A 20685-nucleotide genomic window follows, 5' to 3' on the forward strand; every position below is an offset into this window, starting at 1 on the left:
CGGACTCAACTCAATAGTGACGGACAGAACCAGGCCGTGCTTGGTGCGGCGCTGGGTAGCTCAGGCGCGGTTGGAACGCAGTTTGACGGCGGCCGAGGCCAGGATCAGGATGCCGGGGACCACCACAAACAGTGCCGCGAGCATCCAGACGAACACCACTGCCCCGAAGAGTGCGGCAACCAGCAGGAGCGACCCCGTCCAGTCCCGCATGGACACGGCCTGGCCGGTTTCGAGTGCGGAGCGCCAGGCGCTGGGGGCATCGGCCCCTGGGCCAGTGCCGGAGCCGGAGCCGCCGTGACCAGCGAAGTCGGACCAGGCTGCGGTGGTGCGCAGGAGCAGGACAGCGGCCCCGGCAGCGAGGATCAGGGTGGCCGGCAGCACGACTTCCCGGCCGGGCAGCTGCCCCACCCACCCGAGCAAAAGGTTAAGGACAATCACCACGGCGGCTGCCGCCGTCGCGATTCCCAGCTTCCAACTGCCTGGCAGGGCAGCCTTGAACGTGTTCCAGAGGCCGCGGACGGAATCGTCGCGGCCGGACAGGTGCCGTTCCAGATGGGCGATCCCCGCCGCGTACGCAGCGGGGATCGTCACCAACGGAATGGACAGCACCAGCACCAGCACGCCGGCCAGGAGGGTCTCGGAGAACAGTGCGAAGCGGTTGACCGGGACGGGTTCGTGGTGGTTCGGTGCGGGTGTGGTGCTGTCCATGACGCTCATTTTCAGTATCGGTCTTCCGTTAGCCCTTGAGGCCCTGGGTGGAGACGCCTTCAACAATGTAGCGCTGGAACACCAGGAAGAAAATCAGTACCGGCAGCAGGGCCAGGACGGACATGGCGATCATGGCGCCGTAGTCCGAGCTCTGGGTCTGGTCCACGAAGAGGCGCAGGGCCAGGGGCAGCGGGTACTTTTCGGGGGTGTTCAGGTAGAGCAGCGGGCCCAGGAAGTCGTTCCAGCTCCAGATGAAGGAGAAGATCGACGTGGAGATCAGGGCCGGCTTCATCAGCGGCAGCATGATGGAGGTGAAGATCCGGACGTGGCCGGCGCCGTCGATCCGTGCAGCCTCGTCCAGCTCACCGGGGAGGTTGCGCATGAACTGGACCATCAGGAAGACGAAGAAAGCGTCGGCGGCGAGGAACTTGCCGATCAGCAGCGGCACGTAGGTGTCCACGAGGCCGAGCTGCTGGAACACGATGTACTGCGGGATGATCACCACGTGGAAGGGCAGGAGCAGGGTGGCAATCATCATGCCGAAGAAGATGCTGCGGCCGGGGAACTTGATCCGGGCGAAGGCGTAGGCCGAGACGGACGCCGAGAGGATGGTACCCACCACGGCACCGATGGCCAGGATCAGCGAGTTCGTGAAGAACTGCAGGGTGGAGACCCCGCCGATGCCGTCCATGGCCGTGACGAAGTTGTCGAAGCTGAAGTTGTTGGACCACAGGGAGGTGTTGGTGCCGCCGATTTCTGCGTTCGGCTTGAAGGATGAGGCGATCATCCACAGCCCCGGGTACAGGACCACTCCGGTCAGGGCGATGGCCACCACGTGGAAGAGGGTGCTCTTGGCCCGCTTGGCCGTAGTCGACTCAGACTTGGGGTTGTAGTTGGGCACCTGGGCGTCCGAGGCGGACTGGGTGGGGGTTGCCATGGTTGTCATTTTGCATCACCGCTGTAGTGGACCCAGGACTTGGACGTGCGGAAGATGATCAGGGTCAGGATGCCCACGACGATCAGGAGAAGCCAGGCCATCGCGGAGGCGTAGCCCATCCGGAAGTCGCTGAAACCGCGCAGGTACAGGTAGAGGGTGTAGAAGAGGGTGGAGCCGGCCGGGCCGCCTTCGCCGTTGGAGATGATGTAGGCCGAGCTGAAGATCTGGAACGCGTGGATGGTTTCCATCAGGAGGTTGAAGAAGACCACCGGGGAGAGCATGGGCCAGGTGATGTTGAAGAACTTCCGCACCGGGCCGGCACCGTCCATGGACGCAGCCTCGTAGAGGTCCGCCGGGATCTGCTTCAGGCCGGCGAGGAAGATCACCATCGGGGCGCCGAACTGCCAGACGGTCAGCAGGATAAACATCGGCATAGTCATGGAGGGGTTGCCCACCCAGCCGCCGAGGTTGATGCCGAAGAAGGACAGGCCTTGGTCAACCGGACCGGAATCACCGAACATCGCTTTCCAGACGATCGCAATGGATACAGAAGCGCCGATCAGGGACGGGGCATAGAACGCGGACCGGTAAAAGCCCTGGCCCTTGCGCGCGCTGTTCAACAGCATTGCCACTGCCAGTGCGGCTGCGAGCTTGAGCGGGGTACCGAAGACAACATAGCCCACGGTCACGCCCACCGACTGCAGGAACCGTTCGTCCTGGAACATGGTGGTGTAGTTGTCCAGCCCGATCCATTTGGGCGGATCGAACAGGTTGTAGTTCGTGAAGGACAGGTACAGCGAGGAAATCATGGGCCCCAAGGTGAGGACGATGAATCCCAGCAGCCAGGGCAGCAGGAAGGTGTAGCCGGCGCGGGCGTCCGCCCCACGCTGCCGCGACTTGCGCGGCAGCGTGGAATCGGAGTGCGCCGAACGCCTGCTCAATGTTGGGCTTTGAGTCACGAGTTCAATCCGTCAGTTGTGAACACTGGATCCGGCGGTCTGCCTGATCAGGCGTTCTGCTTGATGAGGTCTTCGGCTTCCTTGAACCATGCGTCGGCTGCACTGTCGATGGTCAGCTTGCCGTAGTTCAGGTCCGAGCTGACACGCTTGAAGGAAGCCTCAAGGGTGCCGAAGCCAACGATCGGCGGTTCGGGAGCGTCCTTGAGGTACTTTTCAATGGACTTCTCGTAGTCCACCACGAGCTTGTCGGTACCTTCGAAGGTGGTGCCGTCACGCTGGGTCTTGGAGGCCGGAACACCGCGGGAGGTCTTGAAGATTTGTCCTACCTCGGGATCGTTGATCATGAAGTCGATGAAGCGGGCGGCGGCGTCCTTGTACTTGGTCTTGGCGCTGGCCACCATCAGCATGGACGGCTTCAGGAACAGGCCCAGGTTGTCCTGATCGTCGGACGGGACCGGAACCAGCTTGAGCTCCTTGGCGCCGCTGTCCCCGAGGTAGCCGGCCATGAAGTTGTCCCAGGTGACCTCGGTGGCCGTGACGTTGGAACCGAACGGCGACTTGGGGGCGAGCTGCGTGACGCGCTCCTCCGAGACGATGGCAGGGGTGCCGCGCAGTCCGGCGGTGGTGTTCCACCACTTCTTCATATCGTCCTTGGTAAAGCCGAGCTTGCCGTCTGCGGTGAAGGCCTCGATGTTGTTCTGGCGCAGCCAGATGTTGAACATCCACCACACCCCGGTGTAGTCGGTGGAGCCAAAGAGTGCGCTGTTGCTCTTGGTGCCCACCTGGGCCAGGAAGTCGTTGAATTCCTTGTAGGTCCACTTGCCCGTCGGCTCGGCGATGCCCAGGGACGCCAGCTTGGCCGGGTCGTAGTAGACGGCGAAGGCGTTGGTGCTGGTGGGGATGCCGTATTGCTTGCCCTTGATCTGGCCGGAGGGCAGGAGGGACTTCTCGAAGGCATCCGTGTTGATCTTGACGGTGCCCAGGTCCAGGAGCTGGTTCCGCTGGCCGTAATCGCGCAGGTAGGAGAGGTCCCACTGCATCACGTCCGGCAGGCCGCCGCCAGCTGCCTCGGTGGCACGCTTCTGCCAGTAGCCGGCGAAGTCGGTGAAGTTGCCGTTGACCTTGATGTCCGGGTTCTTCGATTCAAACAAGGCAATGGCCTTGCGGGTACGCTCAGCGCGGTCGTCGTTGCCCCACCAGGTGTAGTTGATGGTGACGGGCTTCTCCGCGGAGCCGGTCTCTCCGGAAGAGCTGGAGCCAGTTCCGCAGGCCGCCAGTGCCGCGGCAGATGCGGTACCGACGGCTACGGTGGTGAGGAAATGCCTTCTGTTGATCATGGGAGCCTCCTTGCTCGATGTGTGCAGTCCCTTTGCTCAAAGCTATAACGTGAGTAGTGAGCTGGCTTACACGGCTTCTGAATCGATACAATATCCGCATTCCCGGTAATGGGCAAGCGTTTTCCAGTATTCTGGGCAAGCGTTTTCCAAAGATCTGATTTTCACGCCGCTTCCATCTTCGCAGCAGACAAAGGAGTCCCATGACTTTGCAGGAAACTTCCAGCCCGGCCAGTGTCTGGAACAACATCGAAGGCATCGCCTACGGCGGTGACTACAACCCGGAACAGTGGCCCGTCAGCGTCCGGCTCGAGGACCTGGAGCTGATGAAGGAAGCAGGCGTGAGCTTCCTTAGCGTGGGAATCTTCTCCTGGGCACTGCTGGAGCCGTCCGAGGGCACGTACGACTTTGGCTGGCTGGACGAGGTGATGGACAACCTTGCTGGAATTGGCGTCAAGGTTGCCCTCGCCACTGCCACGGCTGCTCCCCCGGCGTGGCTGGTGCGGAAGCATCCGGAGATCCTCCCGGTCACGGCTGACGGCACCGTGCTGGGACCGGGGTCGCGGCGGCACTACTCGCCGTCGTCGGCCATTTACCGCCGTTACGCCACGGGAATCACCCGTGTGCTGGCGGAGCGCTACAAGGACCACCCGGCCCTGGCACTCTGGCACGTGGACAACGAACTGGGCTGCCACGTCTCCGAGTTCTACGGCGAAGAGGATGCCGCCGCATTCCGGGCCTGGCTGGAGAGGCGCTACGGAAGCATCGACGCTTTGAACGCATCCTGGGGTACGGCTTTCTGGTCCCAGAATTACGGCTCGTTCGAGGAGATCCTGCCGCCCGCCGTTGCCCCGTCCACGTTGAACCCGGGCCAGCAGCTGGACTTCCAGCGCTTCAACTCCTGGGTACTGATGGACTACTACCGGGGACTCGTGGCCGTCCTGCGGGAAGTGACCCCCGGCGTTCCCTGCACCACCAACCTGATGGCCTCCAGCGCCACAAAATCCATGGACTACTTTGACTGGGCCAAGGACCTGGACGTCATCGCCAACGACCACTACCTGGTGGCCGCCGACCCCGAACGGCAGATCGAACTCGCGTTCTCCGCGGACCTCACCCGGGGCATCGCGGGAGGCGACCCGTGGATCCTGATGGAACATTCGACGTCGGCCGTCAACTGGCAGCCGCGCAACCAGCCCAAGATGCCCGGCGAAATGCTGCGCAACTCGCTGGCGCACGTGGCCCGCGGCGCCGATGCAGTGATGTTTTTCCAGTGGCGGCAGAGCTTCGCCGGCTCGGAGAAGTTCCACTCGGCCATGGTGCCGCACGGCGGGCGGGACACCCGCGTCTGGCGCGAAGTAGTTGACCTGGGAGCCGCACTGAAGCGACTGGCCCCGGTGCGTGGTTCCCGCGTGGAATCACGTGTTGCCATCGTGTTCGATTACGAGGCCTGGTGGGCCAGCGAAATCGACTCCAAGCCAAGCATCGACGTGAAGTACCTGGAGCTCCTGCGCGCCTTCCACCGTTCCCTGTTCCTGAGGGGCGTGTCCGTGGATATGGTGCACCCGTCGGCGTCGCTGGAGGGGTACGACCTGGTGCTGGTCTGCACGTTGTACTCGGTCACCGATGAAGCGGCCTCCAACATTGCTGCGGCTGCCTCCGCCGGTGCCACGGTGCTTGTGAGCTACTTCAGCGGGATTGCGGACGAAAAGGACCACGTGCGGCTGGGTGGCTACCCGGGTGCGTTCCGCGAACTGCTGGGCGTGCGGGTGGAGGAATTCCATCCGCTGCTGGCGGGCACGCAGCTGAAGCTGAGCGACGGTACGGTCTCCTCAATCTGGAGCGAGCACGTACACCTTGCCGGCGCGGAAGCCGTGCAGACCTTTACGGAGTATCCGCTCGAGGGCGTTCCGTCACTGACCCGACGGGCCGCCGGCGACGGTGCGGCCTGGTATCTCGCCACGTTCCCGGACCGGGACGGGATCGAGTCGATTGTGGACCGGCTGCTGGACGAGTCGGGTGTTGCGCCTGCTGCCGGCGCCGACCCTGGCGTGGAGCTCACGCGGCGCCGTTCCGGCGACGGCCGCAGCTTCCTTTTCGCCATCAACCACTTGCGTTCATCCGGGACGGTCCATGCTTCCGGAGTTGATCTGCTTTCCGGAGAGCGGTTTGACGGCACGGTTCCTGCCGGCGGCGTTGTGGTGATTGCAGAGGACTGAAGCCCTTACTTATCCACACAGCCGCCTTCGCGCCGGGTTTTGTCGGGGGTCTTTGGCAGAGTTGCCTTATGGAAGCCATTGGGGATCAGCTTGCGTAGTTCGGCGGTTACGCCGCCGCGCCCGCGCTGGTTCTTGATGGCTCCCTAAGCGCGGATTCTGGAGCTGAGCCAGGGGCATCTTCGGGTGGTTCTTCTTGTGGTTCTTCATGTGTGGGACGGGTGGCGGCAGAATTGTCAGACCCCGGTACAAGAATGGGTCCATGGAAGCCATTGGGGAACGGCCTGCGGAATACGGCGGAAACGTCGTGGTGCTTGGGCGGGCTGGTGTTGCAGCCCGGCCGCCGGCGGAGGGCTTCAGTGATTCGGGCTTCACTGATTCGGGATCCGGCATCCCGGGCTCGCCTGCCGCCTGCGAGGCCGACGACGGCGCCCGGCTTAGTCCCGGGTGGCGCCTTCGCGCCGTACCAGCCGGGGCGGTGCCGGCTGAGTCGGCACCAGCAGCGTTCGAACCAGCAGCGTTCGGGCCAGCAGCGTTCGGACCAGCAGTGTTGGGGCCAGCAGCGTTGGGGCCAGCAGAATCCGGACTAGTAGATTCCGCACAAACAGAATCCGGGCCAGCAGACGCTGCACCAACAGAATCCGGACTAGAAGATTCCGTGCCGGAAGGGTCCGCGCCGGTCCAAGCATCGGCGCCCGATGAAGCTCCGACGGCAGTTGCTGGGCCCTTTGTTTCGGTATCACTCCCGGGTATGGTCGCGCACACCCGGGAGCCGTTGAGCCTGGCGGAGATCGGCAGGCTCCTGGCCGAGGCCGCTGCCGCCGCACCCGGGATCCTTGCGGGAGCCGATTATGTTGAAGCCGCCAACTATGCCGGCCAGGTGGAGAATCTCTCCCGCGGCGTGGAGTACCTGCAGGTCCTCTCTGCCGGGACCGTGGACCGCACCCGCACCCAAGCCGTTGCCGCTGCGGACGCCGCCCGGGCCAGTCACTCCCGTACCGGCAAGACCTGGGTCACGGGCTGGGACAACGGGGTCGAAACCCTGAACGAAACCGACACCAACTGGCCCGGCGAACCGACAGCCTGTGACACCGGGACGGGGACCGGGCCCGGGACCGGGAACGAGACCGGCACCGGGACGGGCGGCCATGGCCGGGTCATCACCTCACCGGCCGATGACGGCTGCGCCAACACCGCCGAGTTCCTCCGGCTCCGGCTCCGGATCGGCAAAAGCGAAGCCAACCGCCGTCTGGCCCTCGCAGCAGACATCCTGCCCACCATCACACTCACCGGCGACATCATCCCCGCGCCCCGCGAACACCTCGCCGCCGCCCTCACCCCCACACCCGCCAGCACAGGCACAGACGCTACAAACCCCGAAGACACCACCGGCACCGACACAGAAGACACCACGGGCACCGAAGCCAGCCCCGGCTCCGAGGACCATACCGAGAACCCGCCCGCCAATATCCCCGCGGTTTCGTCCCGGGCCGGGACCATCATCAGCCTGACCCTGAACCGGCTCCAGCACCTCACCACCCCCGGGAAGCTCGCCCTCATCGAGGAAAACCTCACCACCACCGCAGCAACCGCTGATCCCGACTTCCTCGCCCGCGTCGCCCGCCGCTGGGCCGACACCATCGACGCCGACGGCACCGAACCCAGCGAAGAAGCCCTCCGCCACACCCAAGGCGCGTTCATCCGCAAACCCCGCCACGGCCTGCACCACCTCGAAATCTTCGCCACCACCGACCAATACGAACACCTCCTGACCGTCATGAACACCGCCACCAACCCCCGCACCACCGGCACCGCAGACCAGACCGCCACCGGCACCACCCCTGCAGGCACTACCGCAGGAGCCACGAGTACTAACGGCAGCACCAACGAAGGCGGCACAGGAGAAAACGAAGGCGGCACCGGAGAAGAGGACCGCACCACCCAGGACGGGCTCTGGAACGAGAACAACACCGGCCCGGACCTGGACCGGCGCACCCGGCCACAAAAACAACTCGACGGCCTCGTCGGCGCCGCCAAAGTAGCCCTGGCCACCAACGCCCTGCCCACGACCGGCGGCAACCGCCCCCAAATCATCGCCACCATCAACTACCAAGACCTCCTCCCCCACCACCACGGCGCCACCACCGGGGCAGACACAGGAGCCTGGAACGACCCAGACCCCGGCCGCAGCCGCAGCGGCACCGGCAGCACCCCCACGCCGCCAGGTCCGGCGGCGAGCCATGACCCCGCCACGACGGCCACTGAATCCGGCACGGGCACAGGCGTGGGCACGGGCATGGGCGCAAGCACGGGCACGGGGAACTTCGTCTTCACCGGACCCGTAGCCGCCGCCACCCTGCGCAAAATCGCCTGCGACGCCGACATCATCCCCGCACTCCTCGGCACCCACGGCGAAATCCTCGACCTCGGCCGCAAAACCAGGCTCTTCACCCCAGCCCAACGCACCGCCCTCACCGCCCGCGACCAAGGCTGCGCCTTCCCCAACTGCACCATCCCCGCACCCTGGTGCGAAGCACACCACATCACCTACTGGTCACACGGCGGACAAACCAACACCAACAACGGCGTCCTCCTCTGCAGCGGCCACCACCACCTCCTCCACAAAGAACAATGGACCATCACCACCACCAACAACACCCCCTCGTTCACACCCCCAAAACACCTCGACCCCCACCAAAAACCCCAACAAAACACCTACTTCAAACCACCCCCACCACCAACACCCCGCGAATAAGCGCGCGAACGAAAACACAGAACCTCAGGCTGCTCTCAGCACCAGGGTGACAGGCGCAAATCATGGAAACTGACAACTGGGACCGGGAAAACGTTCGAGGACCTCATGCAACGAGGTCGCCGGTCAGAAAAGCAGATTCTCCGTCGGGCTCGACGCATCACGGTTCCGACCCGCCACGGGAAGCCTCGTTCCTGAAAGAGGCAACAAAAGGGACGCCGAAAAGCACTGCCCTTCTGTCACTACAGGAGGCGCAGGAGCCGAGGACTGCCTCGTCCGACGACCAGACGAAACCGCGGCACTAGTCAGCCGTCGAGCAGGATTCCCCTCGAGTCGAGCGGCATTTTCGTTAAACAGCTCCGTCCCGGGAGGAACCAAAGGTTCCCGCCGGGACGGAGCTGCCACCCGCCGTCGGACGTTAGGGCGGACGAGGCATCCACCCAAGTTGTCCAAAGCCGTGTTGGCGGTGTGAGGACCAGCTGGTGATTGGAGTGTGGAGACTAGCTGCTGATCGCGGACTTCATCTCGTCATGCGCCTTCTTGCCTGCTTCCTCAGTGGACAGCCGCTCGAAGAGAACCTCGGAGGTGTAGCGCTTGATGATCTCCTGGATCGCGCCTGCGCCCTTCGGCGGCGGGGCCGGAGCCTCACCGAGTTCGTCCTTGATCTGGTCGATGAACTTGACCACCTTCACGTCGGATGGAGTCAGCTTGGCTTCAATGGCTGCGCGGACTTCTGAGTTGGGGTAGACACCGCGGTCGGCCAGGAGGGCCTCGCCGGCCTTGACGTTATTGGCCAGGAAGTTGATGAACTTGGCGGTTTCCTCGGGGTGCTTGGTGCGCGAAGAGGCCGACCAGAACTGCGATGCCTTGTACCAAAGCCCGGCGTCTTCGGACGAGCCGGTCTTGGTGGGGAACCGCAGGATCTTCAGGTCGCCGCCGGATGCCTTTTCCAAAGCCGGAGCCTGGTTGGACCACCAGAAAGCCATGCCGTTCTTGCCGGTGGCGAGGCCGCTCTGGTCCAGCGGTGCGGCCTCAGCTTCCACCACCTCGGAGGCGGACGGAACAGCCTTCTTCTCGCTGAGCTCCTTCAGGAACGACCACCATTCGGCGATGTCGCCCGGTTCGAATCCCAGCTTGCCCTCTGAGGTGTACAGGGACTTGCCGTTCTGGCGCAGCCATACGCCGAGCGACGCCTCATCGGTTCCATAGGCGGCCGCACCGTAGGTGCCCTTCGGGGACTTGGCTGTGATGTCAGCGGCGATTCGTTCGAAGTCCTCCCAGGTCCACTTTGAATCGTCGGGCAGCGGAACTCCGGCGGCTTCGAAGACCTTGGGGTTGGCCAGGATGGTGGCGGCGTTAATGCCGGCTGCGATGCCCGTCAGGCCGTCCTCGCCCTTGCCGGCGTTGAGGGCCGCTTCGTCGAGCTTGGAGGTGTCGATGTCGTGCTTGGAGAGGTCAAGGAGAGCCCCCCGGCTGGAGTACTCGGTGATGTACTTTTCGTCCATCTGGATGATGTCCGGTGCATCGTTGGCGGCGACCTGGGTGGCCAGTTTGTCCCAGTATCCGCTCCAGTCGCCGAATTCCGGCTTGATCTTGATGTTCGGGTTCTCGGATTCGAACTGCTTGATGGCTTCCTGGGTCAGCTGCGCACGCTTGTCGCCGCCCCACCAGGAGAACCGCAGCTCAACGGGTCCGTCGGCGCTTTGCTGGCCGGCTCCCCCGCCGCAGGCACTCAGGCTCAGAGCCATAACGACGGCGGCGGCAGCGGCTGCAACGCCAGTCTTACGTGAGGGGCGGCGTGCGCCCGTGGAGGATGTTGCTGCCGGCTGCGTGGTTGCAGCAGAGGCAGAGCGGAAAAAAAGCGGCACTGGTACTCCGATCTTCTTTGATCATGATGCTGGATGCGATGGAGGAATGAAGTTGGAACTAAGACGGGGGAAAAGCGGGAAACCGCTTTCTGGATCTAATGCTACAAGTTGTCAACTTGTATCACAAGGGTGTTGTGCAAACTCTTTTGCACGGCGGAAACGGCCCGTCGCCGGACGGGCCGTTCCCAGCCAGGCCCAGGAAGGCGGTAGTGAAAAGCCGGAGCGTTTACTTGATGCCTGTGGTGGCGATGCCCTTGATGAGGAACCGCTGCCCGAAGAGGAAGACCAGGAACACGGGCAGGAGGGACACGATGGACATGGCGAACAGCGATCCCCAGCTCGTAGCGGACTGCGAGTCGACAAAGGCCCGCAGGGCTACAGGAACGGTGAACATGTCCGGGTCCGTGAGGTAGATCAGGGCTCCGAAGAAGTCATTCCAGGTCCAGATGAAGGTGAAGATGGTGGTGGTGGCCAGGGCCGGGACCATCAGAGGGAGGATGACCCGCAGGAAGATGCGCGGGTGGCCGGCTCCGTCGATACGGGCGGCCTCGTCAAGGTCCTTCGGGATGCCGCGGATGAACTGGACCATCAGGAACACGAAGAACGCATCCGTGGCCAGCAGCTTGGGCACCAGCAGCGGCCAGAAGGTGTTCACCCAGCCGATCTGCGAGAACAGGATGTACTGGGGAACGATGACCACGTGGAACGGCAGCATGATGGTCAGCAGCATGATGCCGAAGAACAGCTTCTTGCCGGTGAACTGCAGCCGGGCGAAGGCGTAGGCGGCCATCGAGCAGGAGATCAAGTTGCCCAGGATGGAGCCGATCACCACGATGGCCGAGTTGAGCATGTAGTGGCCGAAGGGGTGGGTCAGCGCGGACCAGCCGGAGGTGTAGTTGCTCATCTCGAGGCTGTTCAGCCACAGGCCAGGCTCTCGGAAGATCAGGTCGTTGGGCCGCAGCGAGGAAACCACCATCCACAGCAGCGGGTAGATCATGAGCCCGCCGGCAAGGATCAGGATCGCGTGCTTGATGAGGGCTTTTGTCCGCTGCGAGCGGCTGAACGCAAGGGTACCCCGGGACTCCCGGACTCTGGGCCTGCGGTTCGTAGGCTTGCCGGCGCCGGCTGACTTCTTGTCCGGGGCGGGCAGCGTCTCAAGCTTAGTCGTCATAGAAAACCCAATACTTAGAAGCGATGAAGTTGATGGCGGTGAAGACGCCGATGATCAGCAGCAGGACCCACGCCATGGCGGACGCGTAGCCCATATCGAACTGGCCGAATCCCTTTTGGTACAGGTACAGGGTGAAGAACATCGTGGAGTCGGAGGGCCCGCCATTGCCGCCCGAGACGATGAACGCCTGGGTGAACGACTGGAATGAACCGATAATCTGGAGCACCAGGTTGAAGAAGATGATGGGGCTCAGCATCGGCAGGGTGATTTTCCAGAACTGTTGCAGCGTGGTGGCGCCATCAACCCTGGCCGCCTCGTAGTACATGTTCGGGATCTGGCGCAGGCCGGCCAGGAAGATGATCATGGGGGCACCGAACGTCCAGACGTGCAGAAGGATGATCGAACCAAGCGCGGTGCTGGGATCCGAGATCCAGCCCGGGCCCTGGATGCCGAACATCGCCAGGACCTGGTTGACCAGGCCGGTGGTGCCGAAGATCTGCTTCCACAGGATGGCCACGGCCACCGAACCACCCAACAGGGAGGGCAGGTAGAACACCGACCGGTAGAACGGCAGCCCGCGCAACCCCTTGTCCAGGACGAGGGCGATCAGCAGCGCCACGGCGAGCTGGAGCGGAACACCGATGAACACGTAGGTGAAGGTCACCCGCAGCGAGTTATGCAGCCGGGCATCGGTGAGCATCCGGGTGAAGTTCTCCAGCCCCGTCCATTCGGGCGGCTGGAGCAGGTTGTAGTCCGTGAAGGACAGGTAGAGGGACATCAGCATGGGGCCGATGGTGATGGCCACCAGGCCAACCAGCCATGGCAGCAGGAAAATGTAGGCGGCCTTGTTGTCCCGGCCGTTCGCCTTCTTCTCCTCGGCGGTGGCTTTACCCTTCCGCCGGGGGATCGAGCTGAGTTCGCTGATGGCGCTCACTGTGGCAACCCCGCTCCGAACAGCTGCCCCGCTGCAGCCGGCACTCCTGCCGGGCGCGGTGCCCTGGGTATGTGTTTTGCGGCCATGTGGTCTCCTTTGGTCATCGTGGCCTCCACGTTTGGTAATCGCCGGAGCGATCTTAGACGAGCACCTTCCGGAGTGCTTCCCGCTAAGGTGGCACCGGGTTGGCGATCGTCCCTGCACCACCTGCGGGTGGTGCGGATGAAAAAGCGGCTCCGTACCAAAGTAAACGGTTTCTTGACTCTTGTATAGCCCTTTGTTAGTTTTTGAGAAAGCGTTTTCTGTAGCGGCGTCACATCGCCTGAATCTACTAACTGACGGGCAGGACAATGCGGTTTGGTCTCAAGAAGGCGTCGATGGCAGCAGCCGGCGCATCAGCAGTATTGGCGCTGGTTCTCACCGGCTGCGGCAGTAAGCCGGAAGCTGGAAAGGTAGGGACCGTAGAAGATCCTGTTACCATCCGCTTCGCTTGGTGGGGCAACGACTCCCGGGCCAAGACCACCCTCGAAGTCATCAAGGATTTCGAGGCCGCAAACCCCACCATCAAGGTGCAGGGCGAGAATACCGAATTCAGTTCCTACTGGGACAAGATGGCCACCCAGATCGCCGGCGGTACCACTCCCGATGTCTTTGCCATGAGCGGCGCCTACCCGAGCGAATACGCAACCCGCGGTGTCCTCCTGGACCTGGACAAGGTCAAGGACCAGATCGATACCTCGAAATTTGCCGAAGGGACCGTGGACCTCGGCAAAATCGACGGCAAGCAGTACACCCTCACCGCAGGCGTGAATGCCATGTCCATGGTCATCGACCCGAAAGTCTTCGAAGCTGCCGGAGTGGAACTGCCGGACGATGAAACCTGGACCTGGGACGATTACGCGGACATCGCGGCCGAGATCACCAAAAAGTCCCCGGCCGGAACCTTCGGCACAACCCCGATGGCGAACGACTCCTTCCTGGCCGTCTGGGCCCGGCAGAACGGTGATTACCTGTATACCAACGACGGTAAGAAGCTGGGCATCAGTGAGGACACTGCCGCCAAATGGTTCGAGCTAAACAAAAAGCTGATGGAATCCGGCGGTGCCCCTTCCGCGTCGCAGACGGTTGAGGACGGCTCGGCCCAGCCCGAAATGACCCTCATGGGCCAGGGCAAGCAGGGCATGAAGATTTCCTGGAGCAACCAGATGAACTCCTACTCGGGTTCCCCACTGGTCATGATGAAGCTGCCGAACGAGAGCAAGCAGGCCGGATCCTGGCTGCGGTCCTCCATGGAATACGCCATCTCCTCCAAGTCCGCACACCCCAAGGAAGCAGCCCTTTTCATCAACTACCTGGTGAACAATGTTGACGCTGCCACCAAGATCAAGAGCGACCGGGGCATGCCGGCCAACACCGAACTCAAGGCCGCCATCACTCCGCTCCTGAAGGAATCCCAGCAGAAGGAAGCGGTGTACCTGGACCGCCTTGCCGAGATGAAGATCGAGCCGCCGCTGCCGTTCCCCGCGGGATCGTCCGCAACAATGGAGGTCCTAAACCGGTTCAACACGGATGTATTGTTCGGGAAGATCTCCCCGCGGGACGCCGCCAAGGGCTTCATCCAAGAGGTTAACTCGAACCTTGGCTAGCCCCCGGCGAAAGTCATCAATACAACCACCCGAACAGGAGGCAAGCCAGTGAGCGGTAATGCCGGAGTGACCAAAGATCCCCGCCCGGCACGGCCCAGCGCGATTGCCGGCTACGAGGACTGGCCTGCCTACGTTCAGGGAAACCCCCGCTACCAGGCGGCCAGCGCGGCGGCCCAGGAACTCGCAGACGCCCTCGGCGTACCCGGCGCGCTGCCGCCACCTGACGTGACGGTCCTCTGGGAGGAGACGCACGACGGCGTCACCACCTCCCAGCTCAGCTGGCAGTTGGGCTTCGGTCCCCGCACCACGGGCTGGCTGATCCGCCTGACCGGCGTTTCCGGTCCCCTGCCCGGGGTCCTGGCCTTGCACTGCCACGGCGGGAACAAGTTCGGCGGCGCGGACCGGTTGGTGGAGCTCCCCCAGTCCCATCCTTCGGCGGAGAGTGCCCGTGCCGGCCACTATGACGGCCACGCCCTTGCCACTGACATTGCGCGCCGCGGCTTCGCCGTCCTCGCCCACGACACCTTCGCCTGGGGCAGCCGCCGTTTCAGCCTTGACCTCCCGCCCTGGCGAACGGCCGCGGCCCTGGCGGCAAGGCAGGCGCATTGGCGGGAGGACGGCGTGGTGCCTTCCGAAGCCGAGGTGTACAACGCCGCAGCCGGGTTTCACGAGGAAACCGTGGCCAAAACCGCAGGCCTGCTGGGCACCAGCTTGGCCGGAATGGTGGCGCACGACGACCTTGCCGCCCTGGAAATCCTCGCCACTTTGCCGGACGTGGACAAGGACAGGCTGGGCTGCATCGGTTTCTCCGGCGGCGGCGGCCGATCCCTGGCCTTGGCCGCGCTGAGCCCCCGGATCCGCAGCTACGTGGTGACCTGCATGATGACCACATTCCAGTCGCTGCTGCCCGCCCACCTGGACGCCCATTCCTGGCTGCTGCAGACTCCCGGCCTGTGGCGCGTCGGCGACTGGCCGGAGCTCACTGCAAGGTCGGCGGCCAGCCGGCTGCTGGTGCAGTACGCCCTGGCTGACGAACTCTTTCCGGAAGGCGGCATGCGCGAGGCCCACGCCATCCTGGAGTCGCTGCACCCACATGGAACCTATACCGGAAGCTTTTGGCCCGGCGGCCACGTGTTCACCTCCCGGATGCAGGAGGAAGCATTCGCCTTCCTCGCCGCCACCCTTCACTGCCCGCCCAATCTCAGTTCCCAATCCACCCTCAGCTCCCAATCCACCTTCAGTTCACAAGGATCACCCTCATGACTCAACACTCCGCCATCACGGAAAGCAGCACGCACCCGGGCGGCGACAACCCGCCCGCCGCTGCCCCCGCGGCTGTCCCACGCATAGCCCTGGTAGGCGTCCACGGCTTCGGCGAACGGCACCTGGCCAACCTGGCGCGGCTCGAGGAAGCCGGCGCCGTCGAACTCGTCGCCGTGGCGGACCCCAACCCGCCGGCGCAGGGACAGCTGGCAGAATCGGTAGCCGTTTTCGATGACCTGGCGCAGCTGCTGGCAGCGGATCCGGGCGTCGACGTCGTCATTCTTGCCACCCCCATCCAGACCCATGCTCCCTTGGCCCTCGCCGCTCTGTCAGCCGGCAAGGACGTCTATGTGGAAAAGCCGCCGGTGGCGTCCCTCGCCCAGTTCGAGGAAGTGCTGGCAGCGGCCGAAAGCGCAGGGCGGCTGGTCCAGGTGGGCTTCCAGAGCCTCGGCTCACGCGCGCTGCCTGCCATCCGCGCCGTGGTGGAATCCGGCGGCATTGGTGACGTCCTCGGGCTGAGCGCCACAGGGCAGTGGGTGCGGAGCAAGGCCTACTTCAAGCGGTCACGCTGGGCCGGGAAGCGCAGCCTGGACGGCATCGACGTCGTGGACGGCGTGGCAACCAACGCCCTGGCACATGCGGTGGCCACGGCGCTCCACGTGGCCGGGGCGCACACCCTCGCGGATGTTAAGTCGGTGGAGACGGACCTTTACCGGGCCCACGATACCGAGAGTGATGACACCTCCATCCTCCGCGTACGCACCGCCGCCGGCACCACGCTGCTCTGCGGCCTGACGCTGTGTGCACCCGAGCAGCAGAACCCGTCCGTGACGGTCCACGGCACGCTCGGCGAGATCACGCTGTTCTACACAGAAGATGAGGTGGTTATCACCACGGCCGACGGCGAGCGCCGCGAGACCTTCGGCCGGACAGACCTGCTGGAGAACCTGCTGGACGCGCGGTCCACCGGCGCCCCGCTGCTGTGTTCCCTGCCGGACACCGGCGCCTTCACAACGGTGCTGGAAGCCATCCGCACCGCGCCTGCGCCGCAGCAGATCAGCCCGGAGCACATCACGTGGGAGGGGGAAGGCGACGACGCCCACCCCGTGGTTCACGGCATCGGGCCTTCCCTGGAACGTGCCGCCAAAGCGCAGGCCACGTTTGCCGAGCTCGGAGTGCCGTGGGCCCGGAAGCTACCACCGGTCCGCCCGCTGACAATCGACGGCCAGGAGATCGCGGAGTACCAGGACGGCAGCCGGATCCGCGCAGTGTCTTCGCCGCGGCCCTACCTGCACCCGGTCCGGACCCTTGCAGGAACCGTGGTTACGGACCATCAGCCCCTGGACCACGTATGGCACCTCGGCGTCGGAGTGGCCCTGCAGGATGTGGACGGCACCAATTTCTGGGGCGGCCGCACTTATACCCGCGAAGCCGGACAGTACATCTGGCGTCCTGACCACGGCAGAATCACCGCCACCGCAACCTCCATCGAGGAGACCGCTGCCGTGACAGGAGGCCCCGAAGGCCGGCTGCAGGAAACACTGAGCTGGAACGGGCCCGACGACGCCCCGGTCCTGGTCGAGGAGCGCACCTGGACGTGGTCCGGCGTCAGCTCCGCCACCTGGCGGCTCTCCCTCGACTTTGCCCTCTCCCCCGCCGGCGACCAGCCGGTCAGCCTGGGCAGCCCCGGTTCCAACGGCCGCCATGAAGGCGGCTACGGCGGGTTCTTCTGGCGGCTGCCCGAATGCGGCGGCGCCACCGTATGGACGCCGGCCGGCGCGGGCGAATCCGAGGTCCACGGTTCCGTGACGCCCTGGCTCGCCTGGGCTGGAGAGTTCGGGGCCGGGACGTTGGAAGACAGAACGTCCGACGGCGGCACGTCAGGCGGCAGCGCAACGCTCGTTTTTGTGCCGGCAGAGGGTTCCACGGACCCCTGGTTCGTCCGGGCGGATGGTTACCCGGGCGTGGGCCAGTCGCTGGCGTGGGACAGGCCGGTCATTGCTGAACCGGGCAATCCTGTACAGCGCGGCATCACCGTTTTTGTGGCCGACGGCATCCTGGGCACAGCAGACATCGAATCGTTGGTCAACCGTCGGGGGAACCGTTCATGAGCCAGACAACAGCTGAAACCACATCGCTTGCGGGCAGGGTAGCGCCGGCGTCCGCCGACGACCGCGCCGTCAAACGCCGGCAGATCCTGGACATCCTCGATGCCAAGGGGAAGGACTCCCTGCTGCTGACTACCAACACCGCCCTGACCTGGTACCTGGACGGCAGCCGCGTGCACATCAGCCTGGCCGGCGATCCAATCGCTGCCCTCCTGGTGGACCGCGGTGGCGACCACCTCGTCACCTTCAACAATGAAGCCGGCCGTATCGCTGCCGAGGAACTGCCGGCCGGCGTCGCCCTGCACACCGTGCCCTGGCACGGCAACCTGCACGAGGCGGCCGCCGCCGTCGGCACCGCTGAAGCTGGCGCAACGCCGCTGGCGGAAGCAGACATCACGGGCGAGCTGCGGGCCGCCCGCCAACAGCTCCTCCCGGCAGAAAGCGCCCGTTACGCCCGCCTCAGCGCCGAGATGGCAGCGGTGATGACGGACGTCCTCTCAACGGCGCGGCCGGAGACCACCGAGTTTGAGCTGGTCTCCGCCCTGGCAGCCCGGGTTGTCGCCGCCGGAGCGGAGCCGTTGGTCCTGCTGTGCAACGGCAGCAACCGCAGCGCGTTCCGGCACCCGCTGGCCACGCACTCTCCCCTCGGCCGCCGGGCCATGGCGGTTGTGTGTGCCCGCAGGGACGGCATGGTCACCAACATCACCCGCTGGGTAAGGTTCGACGGCGGCACGGTGGACGAGCGCGACGCAGAGGCACGTATCGCCGCAGTGGAAGCGGACATCTTCGACGCCACCGTCCCCGGCACCAGGCTCGACAGGATCTTCGCCGAAATCAAGGCAGCCTACACCCGGCACGGCTTCGGCCCGGACCAGTGGGAGCAGCACCACCAGGGCGGGCCGGCCGGCTACGCTGGCCGTGATCCCCGCGTCACCGCTGCAGCAACGGACACGGTGGTCCTGAACCAGGCGTTCACCTGGAACCCGTCCGGGCCCGGCGTCAAGATCGAGGACACCGTCCAGCTCACCGCGTCAGGCCTCCAGGTCCTAACCGTCGATCCCCGCTGGCCCGCGACGGCGGTCAACGGCATCCAGCGGCCGGCCACGCTCCAGCTCTAAGCAAACGCTCTCTCAGATAATGCACCGAAATGCGAAACGCTCTCTCAGTTGTAGCCGCCGTACCGGCAAGCCAACTGAGAGAGCGTTTCGATTAAGGCGACGCTAGCTGCGCTAGCGTTTCGTCCAAACCCACATCAACTGAGAGAGGGTTGTTAGGGGAGGACGAGCTCCCCGTCCACCCGGCGCGGGATGCCCAGCGGGTTGCTTTCGCGCAGCGCCGGGTGCAGGACGGACTCCGGAGCGTCCTGGTAGGCGACCGGACGCTGGAACCGGCGGACCGCCGTCGCCCCCACCGAGGTGAAAAGCGAGGTCGTGGCCGGGTAGGGGCCACCGTGCTGCTGGGCCCAGTTGACGGCGACGCCGGTGGGCCAGCCGTCGAAGAGGACGCGGCCCGCGAGTTCGGACAACTGCTCCACGAGCCCGGAGAGGTCCTCCCCCGGCTGCGCGTGGACGGTGGCAGTCAGGCTGCCCGGTACTTTGGCCAGGACGGCGGACAGTTCCTCCCGGTCCGTGTATTCGATCAGCATGGTGGTGGGCCCGAAGCACTCCTCCAGCAGTTGCTCAGGGTTTTCCAGTACGTTCGCAGCGGTGGTGGAGAAGACCACCGGGGCTGCGCCGTTTGACACCGCATCCTGGTCCACGCTGCCGCTGACAACGTCCACGCCCTGTACGGAAGCGAAGCTGCGCAGGCCGTCCGGGTAGGCCTCGGCGATCCGGCTGGTCAGCATGCCCAGGGCCGGCTTGTCCTTGCTGGCCTCCGCCACCTGGGCGGCGAAATCCGTTCCGGCCGGGATAAACACCAGCCCGGGCTTGGTGCAGAACTGCCCGGCGCCGAGGGTGAAGGATCCGGCGAGGCCCTCGGCCAGCTGGCCCGGGCGTTTGGCCAGCGCTGCCTCGGTGACCACCACCGGGTTCAGGCTGCCCAGTTCGCCGTAGAACGGGATGGGTTCCGGTCGGGACGTTACGAGGTCGAAGAGGGCCCGGCCACCCGGGATGGAACCGGTGAAACCCACCGCTTTGATGGCCGGATCCTGGACCAGGGCTGTTCCCACCTCGCGGCCGCTCACCAGGGCAAACAGACCCTCCGGCGCGGCGGCGTCACGGAGGGCCGCAGCGACGATCTCAGCAGTCCGCTCCGAGAGGCGCAGGTGGCCGGAGTGGGCTTTGACGATCACGGAGCAGCCCACGGCCAGCGCGGAAGCGGTATCGCCGCCGGCCACCGAGAAGGCGAACGGGAAGTTCGACGCCGAGAAAACCGCCACCGGCCCAATGGGCCGCAGGATGCGGCGCAGGTCGGGCGTGGGCGGGGTGGCGTTCGGGTTCGCGTGGTCAATCACTGCCTCGAGGTACGAGCCCTCGGTGATGACGCGCGCGAACAGCCGCAGCTGGCCGGTGGTACGGGCCACTTCCCCGGTGAGGCGGGTGGCGCCCAGGCTGGTCTCGGAATCGGCGATCTCCACCAGCTCGGCGGCGTTGGCGTCCAAAGCGTCGGCCACGGCGGTGAGCCAGGCGGCGCGCTGTGCATCGGAGGCCGCCGCCGAGATTTTGGCAGCCTCAGTGGCAGCGGCCGCGAGCTCAGACAAGGAGAGGGTTGCAGTTGTCACGTCAGTACCTGTTCTGTGGTTGTGCGTTCTTCATTCCGGTGCGCCCGGGGCTTACTGTGTGTCCCGG

Annotated in this window: 14 protein-coding genes; 6 read left to right on the top strand and 8 right to left on the bottom strand. The window is 64.8% G+C overall.

Features of this window, described 5'->3' with window-relative positions; translation table 11 throughout:
* Positions 1 to 60: 60 nt before the first annotated feature.
* Genes QFZ36_RS08645 through QFZ36_RS08660 form a run of 4 tightly spaced genes read right to left on the bottom strand, consistent with a single transcriptional unit; the run spans position 61 to position 3941 of the window.
* On the bottom strand, positions 61 to 717 hold the full coding sequence (locus tag QFZ36_RS08645; RefSeq protein WP_306635559.1) for a Poxvirus protein I5: 657 nt from the start codon (positions 715 to 717) through the stop codon (positions 61 to 63).
* A gap of 19 nt (positions 718 to 736) precedes the next feature.
* Positions 737 to 1654, bottom strand: a complete 918-nt coding sequence (locus tag QFZ36_RS08650; protein ID WP_306635561.1) for a carbohydrate ABC transporter permease — start codon at positions 1652 to 1654, stop codon at positions 737 to 739.
* Entirely contained in the window at positions 1651 to 2604 is a 954-nt protein-coding gene (locus QFZ36_RS08655; protein WP_306635563.1) for a carbohydrate ABC transporter permease, read from the bottom strand. Before QFZ36_RS08655 ends, QFZ36_RS08650 begins: the two co-directional genes overlap by 4 nt.
* A gap of 47 nt (positions 2605 to 2651) precedes the next feature.
* Positions 2652 to 3941 carry an ABC transporter substrate-binding protein gene (locus QFZ36_RS08660; protein WP_306635564.1) on the bottom strand — a complete coding sequence of 430 codons (1290 nt, stop codon included), beginning with the start codon at positions 3939 to 3941 and terminating at the stop codon, positions 2652 to 2654.
* 200 nt (positions 3942 to 4141) lie between these two features.
* On the opposite strand from QFZ36_RS08660, the gene QFZ36_RS08665 reads away from it, so the two are divergent.
* Together QFZ36_RS08665 and QFZ36_RS08670 are read left to right on the top strand one after the other, a co-directional pair.
* Positions 4142 to 6157, top strand: coding sequence for a beta-galactosidase (locus tag QFZ36_RS08665; protein ID WP_306635565.1), 2016 nt, complete (start codon positions 4142 to 4144; stop codon positions 6155 to 6157).
* Positions 6158 to 6905: 748 nt separating this feature from the next.
* Entirely contained in the window at positions 6906 to 8909 is a 2004-nt protein-coding gene (locus QFZ36_RS08670) for an HNH endonuclease signature motif containing protein (protein ID WP_306635566.1), read from the top strand.
* Between the two features lie 497 nt (positions 8910 to 9406).
* Here QFZ36_RS08670 and QFZ36_RS08675 read toward each other — a convergent pair whose 3' ends face one another.
* The 3 genes from QFZ36_RS08675 to QFZ36_RS08685 form a co-directional block, all read right to left on the bottom strand.
* Positions 9407 to 10774 carry an ABC transporter substrate-binding protein gene (locus QFZ36_RS08675; protein ID WP_306635567.1) on the bottom strand — a complete coding sequence of 456 codons (1368 nt, stop codon included), beginning with the start codon at positions 10772 to 10774 and terminating at the stop codon, positions 9407 to 9409.
* A 226-nt stretch (positions 10775 to 11000) separates the two neighbouring features.
* Positions 11001 to 11945: a carbohydrate ABC transporter permease gene (locus tag QFZ36_RS08680; protein ID WP_306635568.1), complete on the bottom strand. Its 945-nt coding sequence runs from the start codon at positions 11943 to 11945 to the stop codon at positions 11001 to 11003.
* Positions 11935 to 12879, bottom strand: coding sequence for a carbohydrate ABC transporter permease (locus QFZ36_RS08685; protein WP_306635570.1), 945 nt, complete (start codon positions 12877 to 12879; stop codon positions 11935 to 11937). The genes QFZ36_RS08680 and QFZ36_RS08685 overlap by 11 nt, the downstream gene beginning before the upstream one ends.
* Positions 12880 to 13256: 377 nt before the next feature.
* On the opposite strand from QFZ36_RS08685, the gene QFZ36_RS08690 reads away from it, so the two are divergent.
* From QFZ36_RS08690 to QFZ36_RS08705, 4 genes are read left to right on the top strand one after another with little or no spacing between them, the layout of a single operon-like run.
* Positions 13257 to 14525: an ABC transporter substrate-binding protein gene (locus QFZ36_RS08690; protein ID WP_306635572.1), complete on the top strand. Its 1269-nt coding sequence runs from the start codon at positions 13257 to 13259 to the stop codon at positions 14523 to 14525.
* Between the two features lie 48 nt (positions 14526 to 14573).
* Positions 14574 to 15788: an acetylxylan esterase gene (locus QFZ36_RS08695; protein ID WP_306635574.1), complete on the top strand. Its 1215-nt coding sequence runs from the start codon at positions 14574 to 14576 to the stop codon at positions 15786 to 15788.
* Positions 15785 to 17899, top strand: a complete 2115-nt coding sequence (locus tag QFZ36_RS08700; protein ID WP_306635575.1) for a DUF6807 family protein — start codon at positions 15785 to 15787, stop codon at positions 17897 to 17899. Before QFZ36_RS08695 ends, QFZ36_RS08700 begins: the two co-directional genes overlap by 4 nt.
* Entirely contained in the window at positions 17896 to 19014 is a 1119-nt protein-coding gene (locus tag QFZ36_RS08705; RefSeq protein WP_306635577.1) for a M24 family metallopeptidase, read from the top strand. Before QFZ36_RS08700 ends, QFZ36_RS08705 begins: the two co-directional genes overlap by 4 nt.
* Before the next feature lie 152 nt (positions 19015 to 19166).
* On the opposite strand, the gene QFZ36_RS08710 is transcribed toward QFZ36_RS08705, so the two are convergent.
* A complete protein-coding gene (locus QFZ36_RS08710; RefSeq protein ID WP_306635579.1) occupies positions 19167 to 20618 on the bottom strand; it encodes an aldehyde dehydrogenase (NADP(+)) in 1452 nt (483 codons plus the stop codon).
* Between the last annotated feature and the right edge of the window lie 67 nt (positions 20619 to 20685).

The organism is Pseudarthrobacter siccitolerans (genome assembly GCF_030823375.1).
Lineage (GTDB): Bacteria > Actinomycetota > Actinomycetes > Actinomycetales > Micrococcaceae > Arthrobacter > Arthrobacter siccitolerans_A.

What these genes read in the sequence shown, in the direction of transcription:
- QFZ36_RS08645 (WP_306635559.1), bottom strand. Translation starts at nt 717, where the DNA reads ATGAGCGTCATGGACAGCACCACACCCGCACCGAACCACCACGAACCC.
- QFZ36_RS08650 (WP_306635561.1), bottom strand. Translation starts at nt 1,654, where the DNA reads ATGACAACCATGGCAACCCCCACCCAGTCCGCCTCGGACGCCCAGGTG.
- QFZ36_RS08660 (WP_306635564.1), bottom strand. Translation starts at nt 3,941, where the DNA reads ATGATCAACAGAAGGCATTTCCTCACCACCGTAGCCGTCGGTACCGCA.
- QFZ36_RS08665 (WP_306635565.1), top strand. Translation starts at nt 4,142, where the DNA reads ATGACTTTGCAGGAAACTTCCAGCCCGGCCAGTGTCTGGAACAACATC.
- QFZ36_RS08670 (WP_306635566.1), top strand. Translation starts at nt 6,906, where the DNA reads ATGGTCGCGCACACCCGGGAGCCGTTGAGCCTGGCGGAGATCGGCAGG.
- QFZ36_RS08680 (WP_306635568.1), bottom strand. Translation starts at nt 11,945, where the DNA reads ATGACGACTAAGCTTGAGACGCTGCCCGCCCCGGACAAGAAGTCAGCC.
- QFZ36_RS08690 (WP_306635572.1), top strand. Translation starts at nt 13,257, where the DNA reads ATGGCAGCAGCCGGCGCATCAGCAGTATTGGCGCTGGTTCTCACCGGC.
- QFZ36_RS08700 (WP_306635575.1), top strand. Translation starts at nt 15,785, where the DNA reads ATGACTCAACACTCCGCCATCACGGAAAGCAGCACGCACCCGGGCGGC.
- QFZ36_RS08705 (WP_306635577.1), top strand. Translation starts at nt 17,896, where the DNA reads ATGAGCCAGACAACAGCTGAAACCACATCGCTTGCGGGCAGGGTAGCG.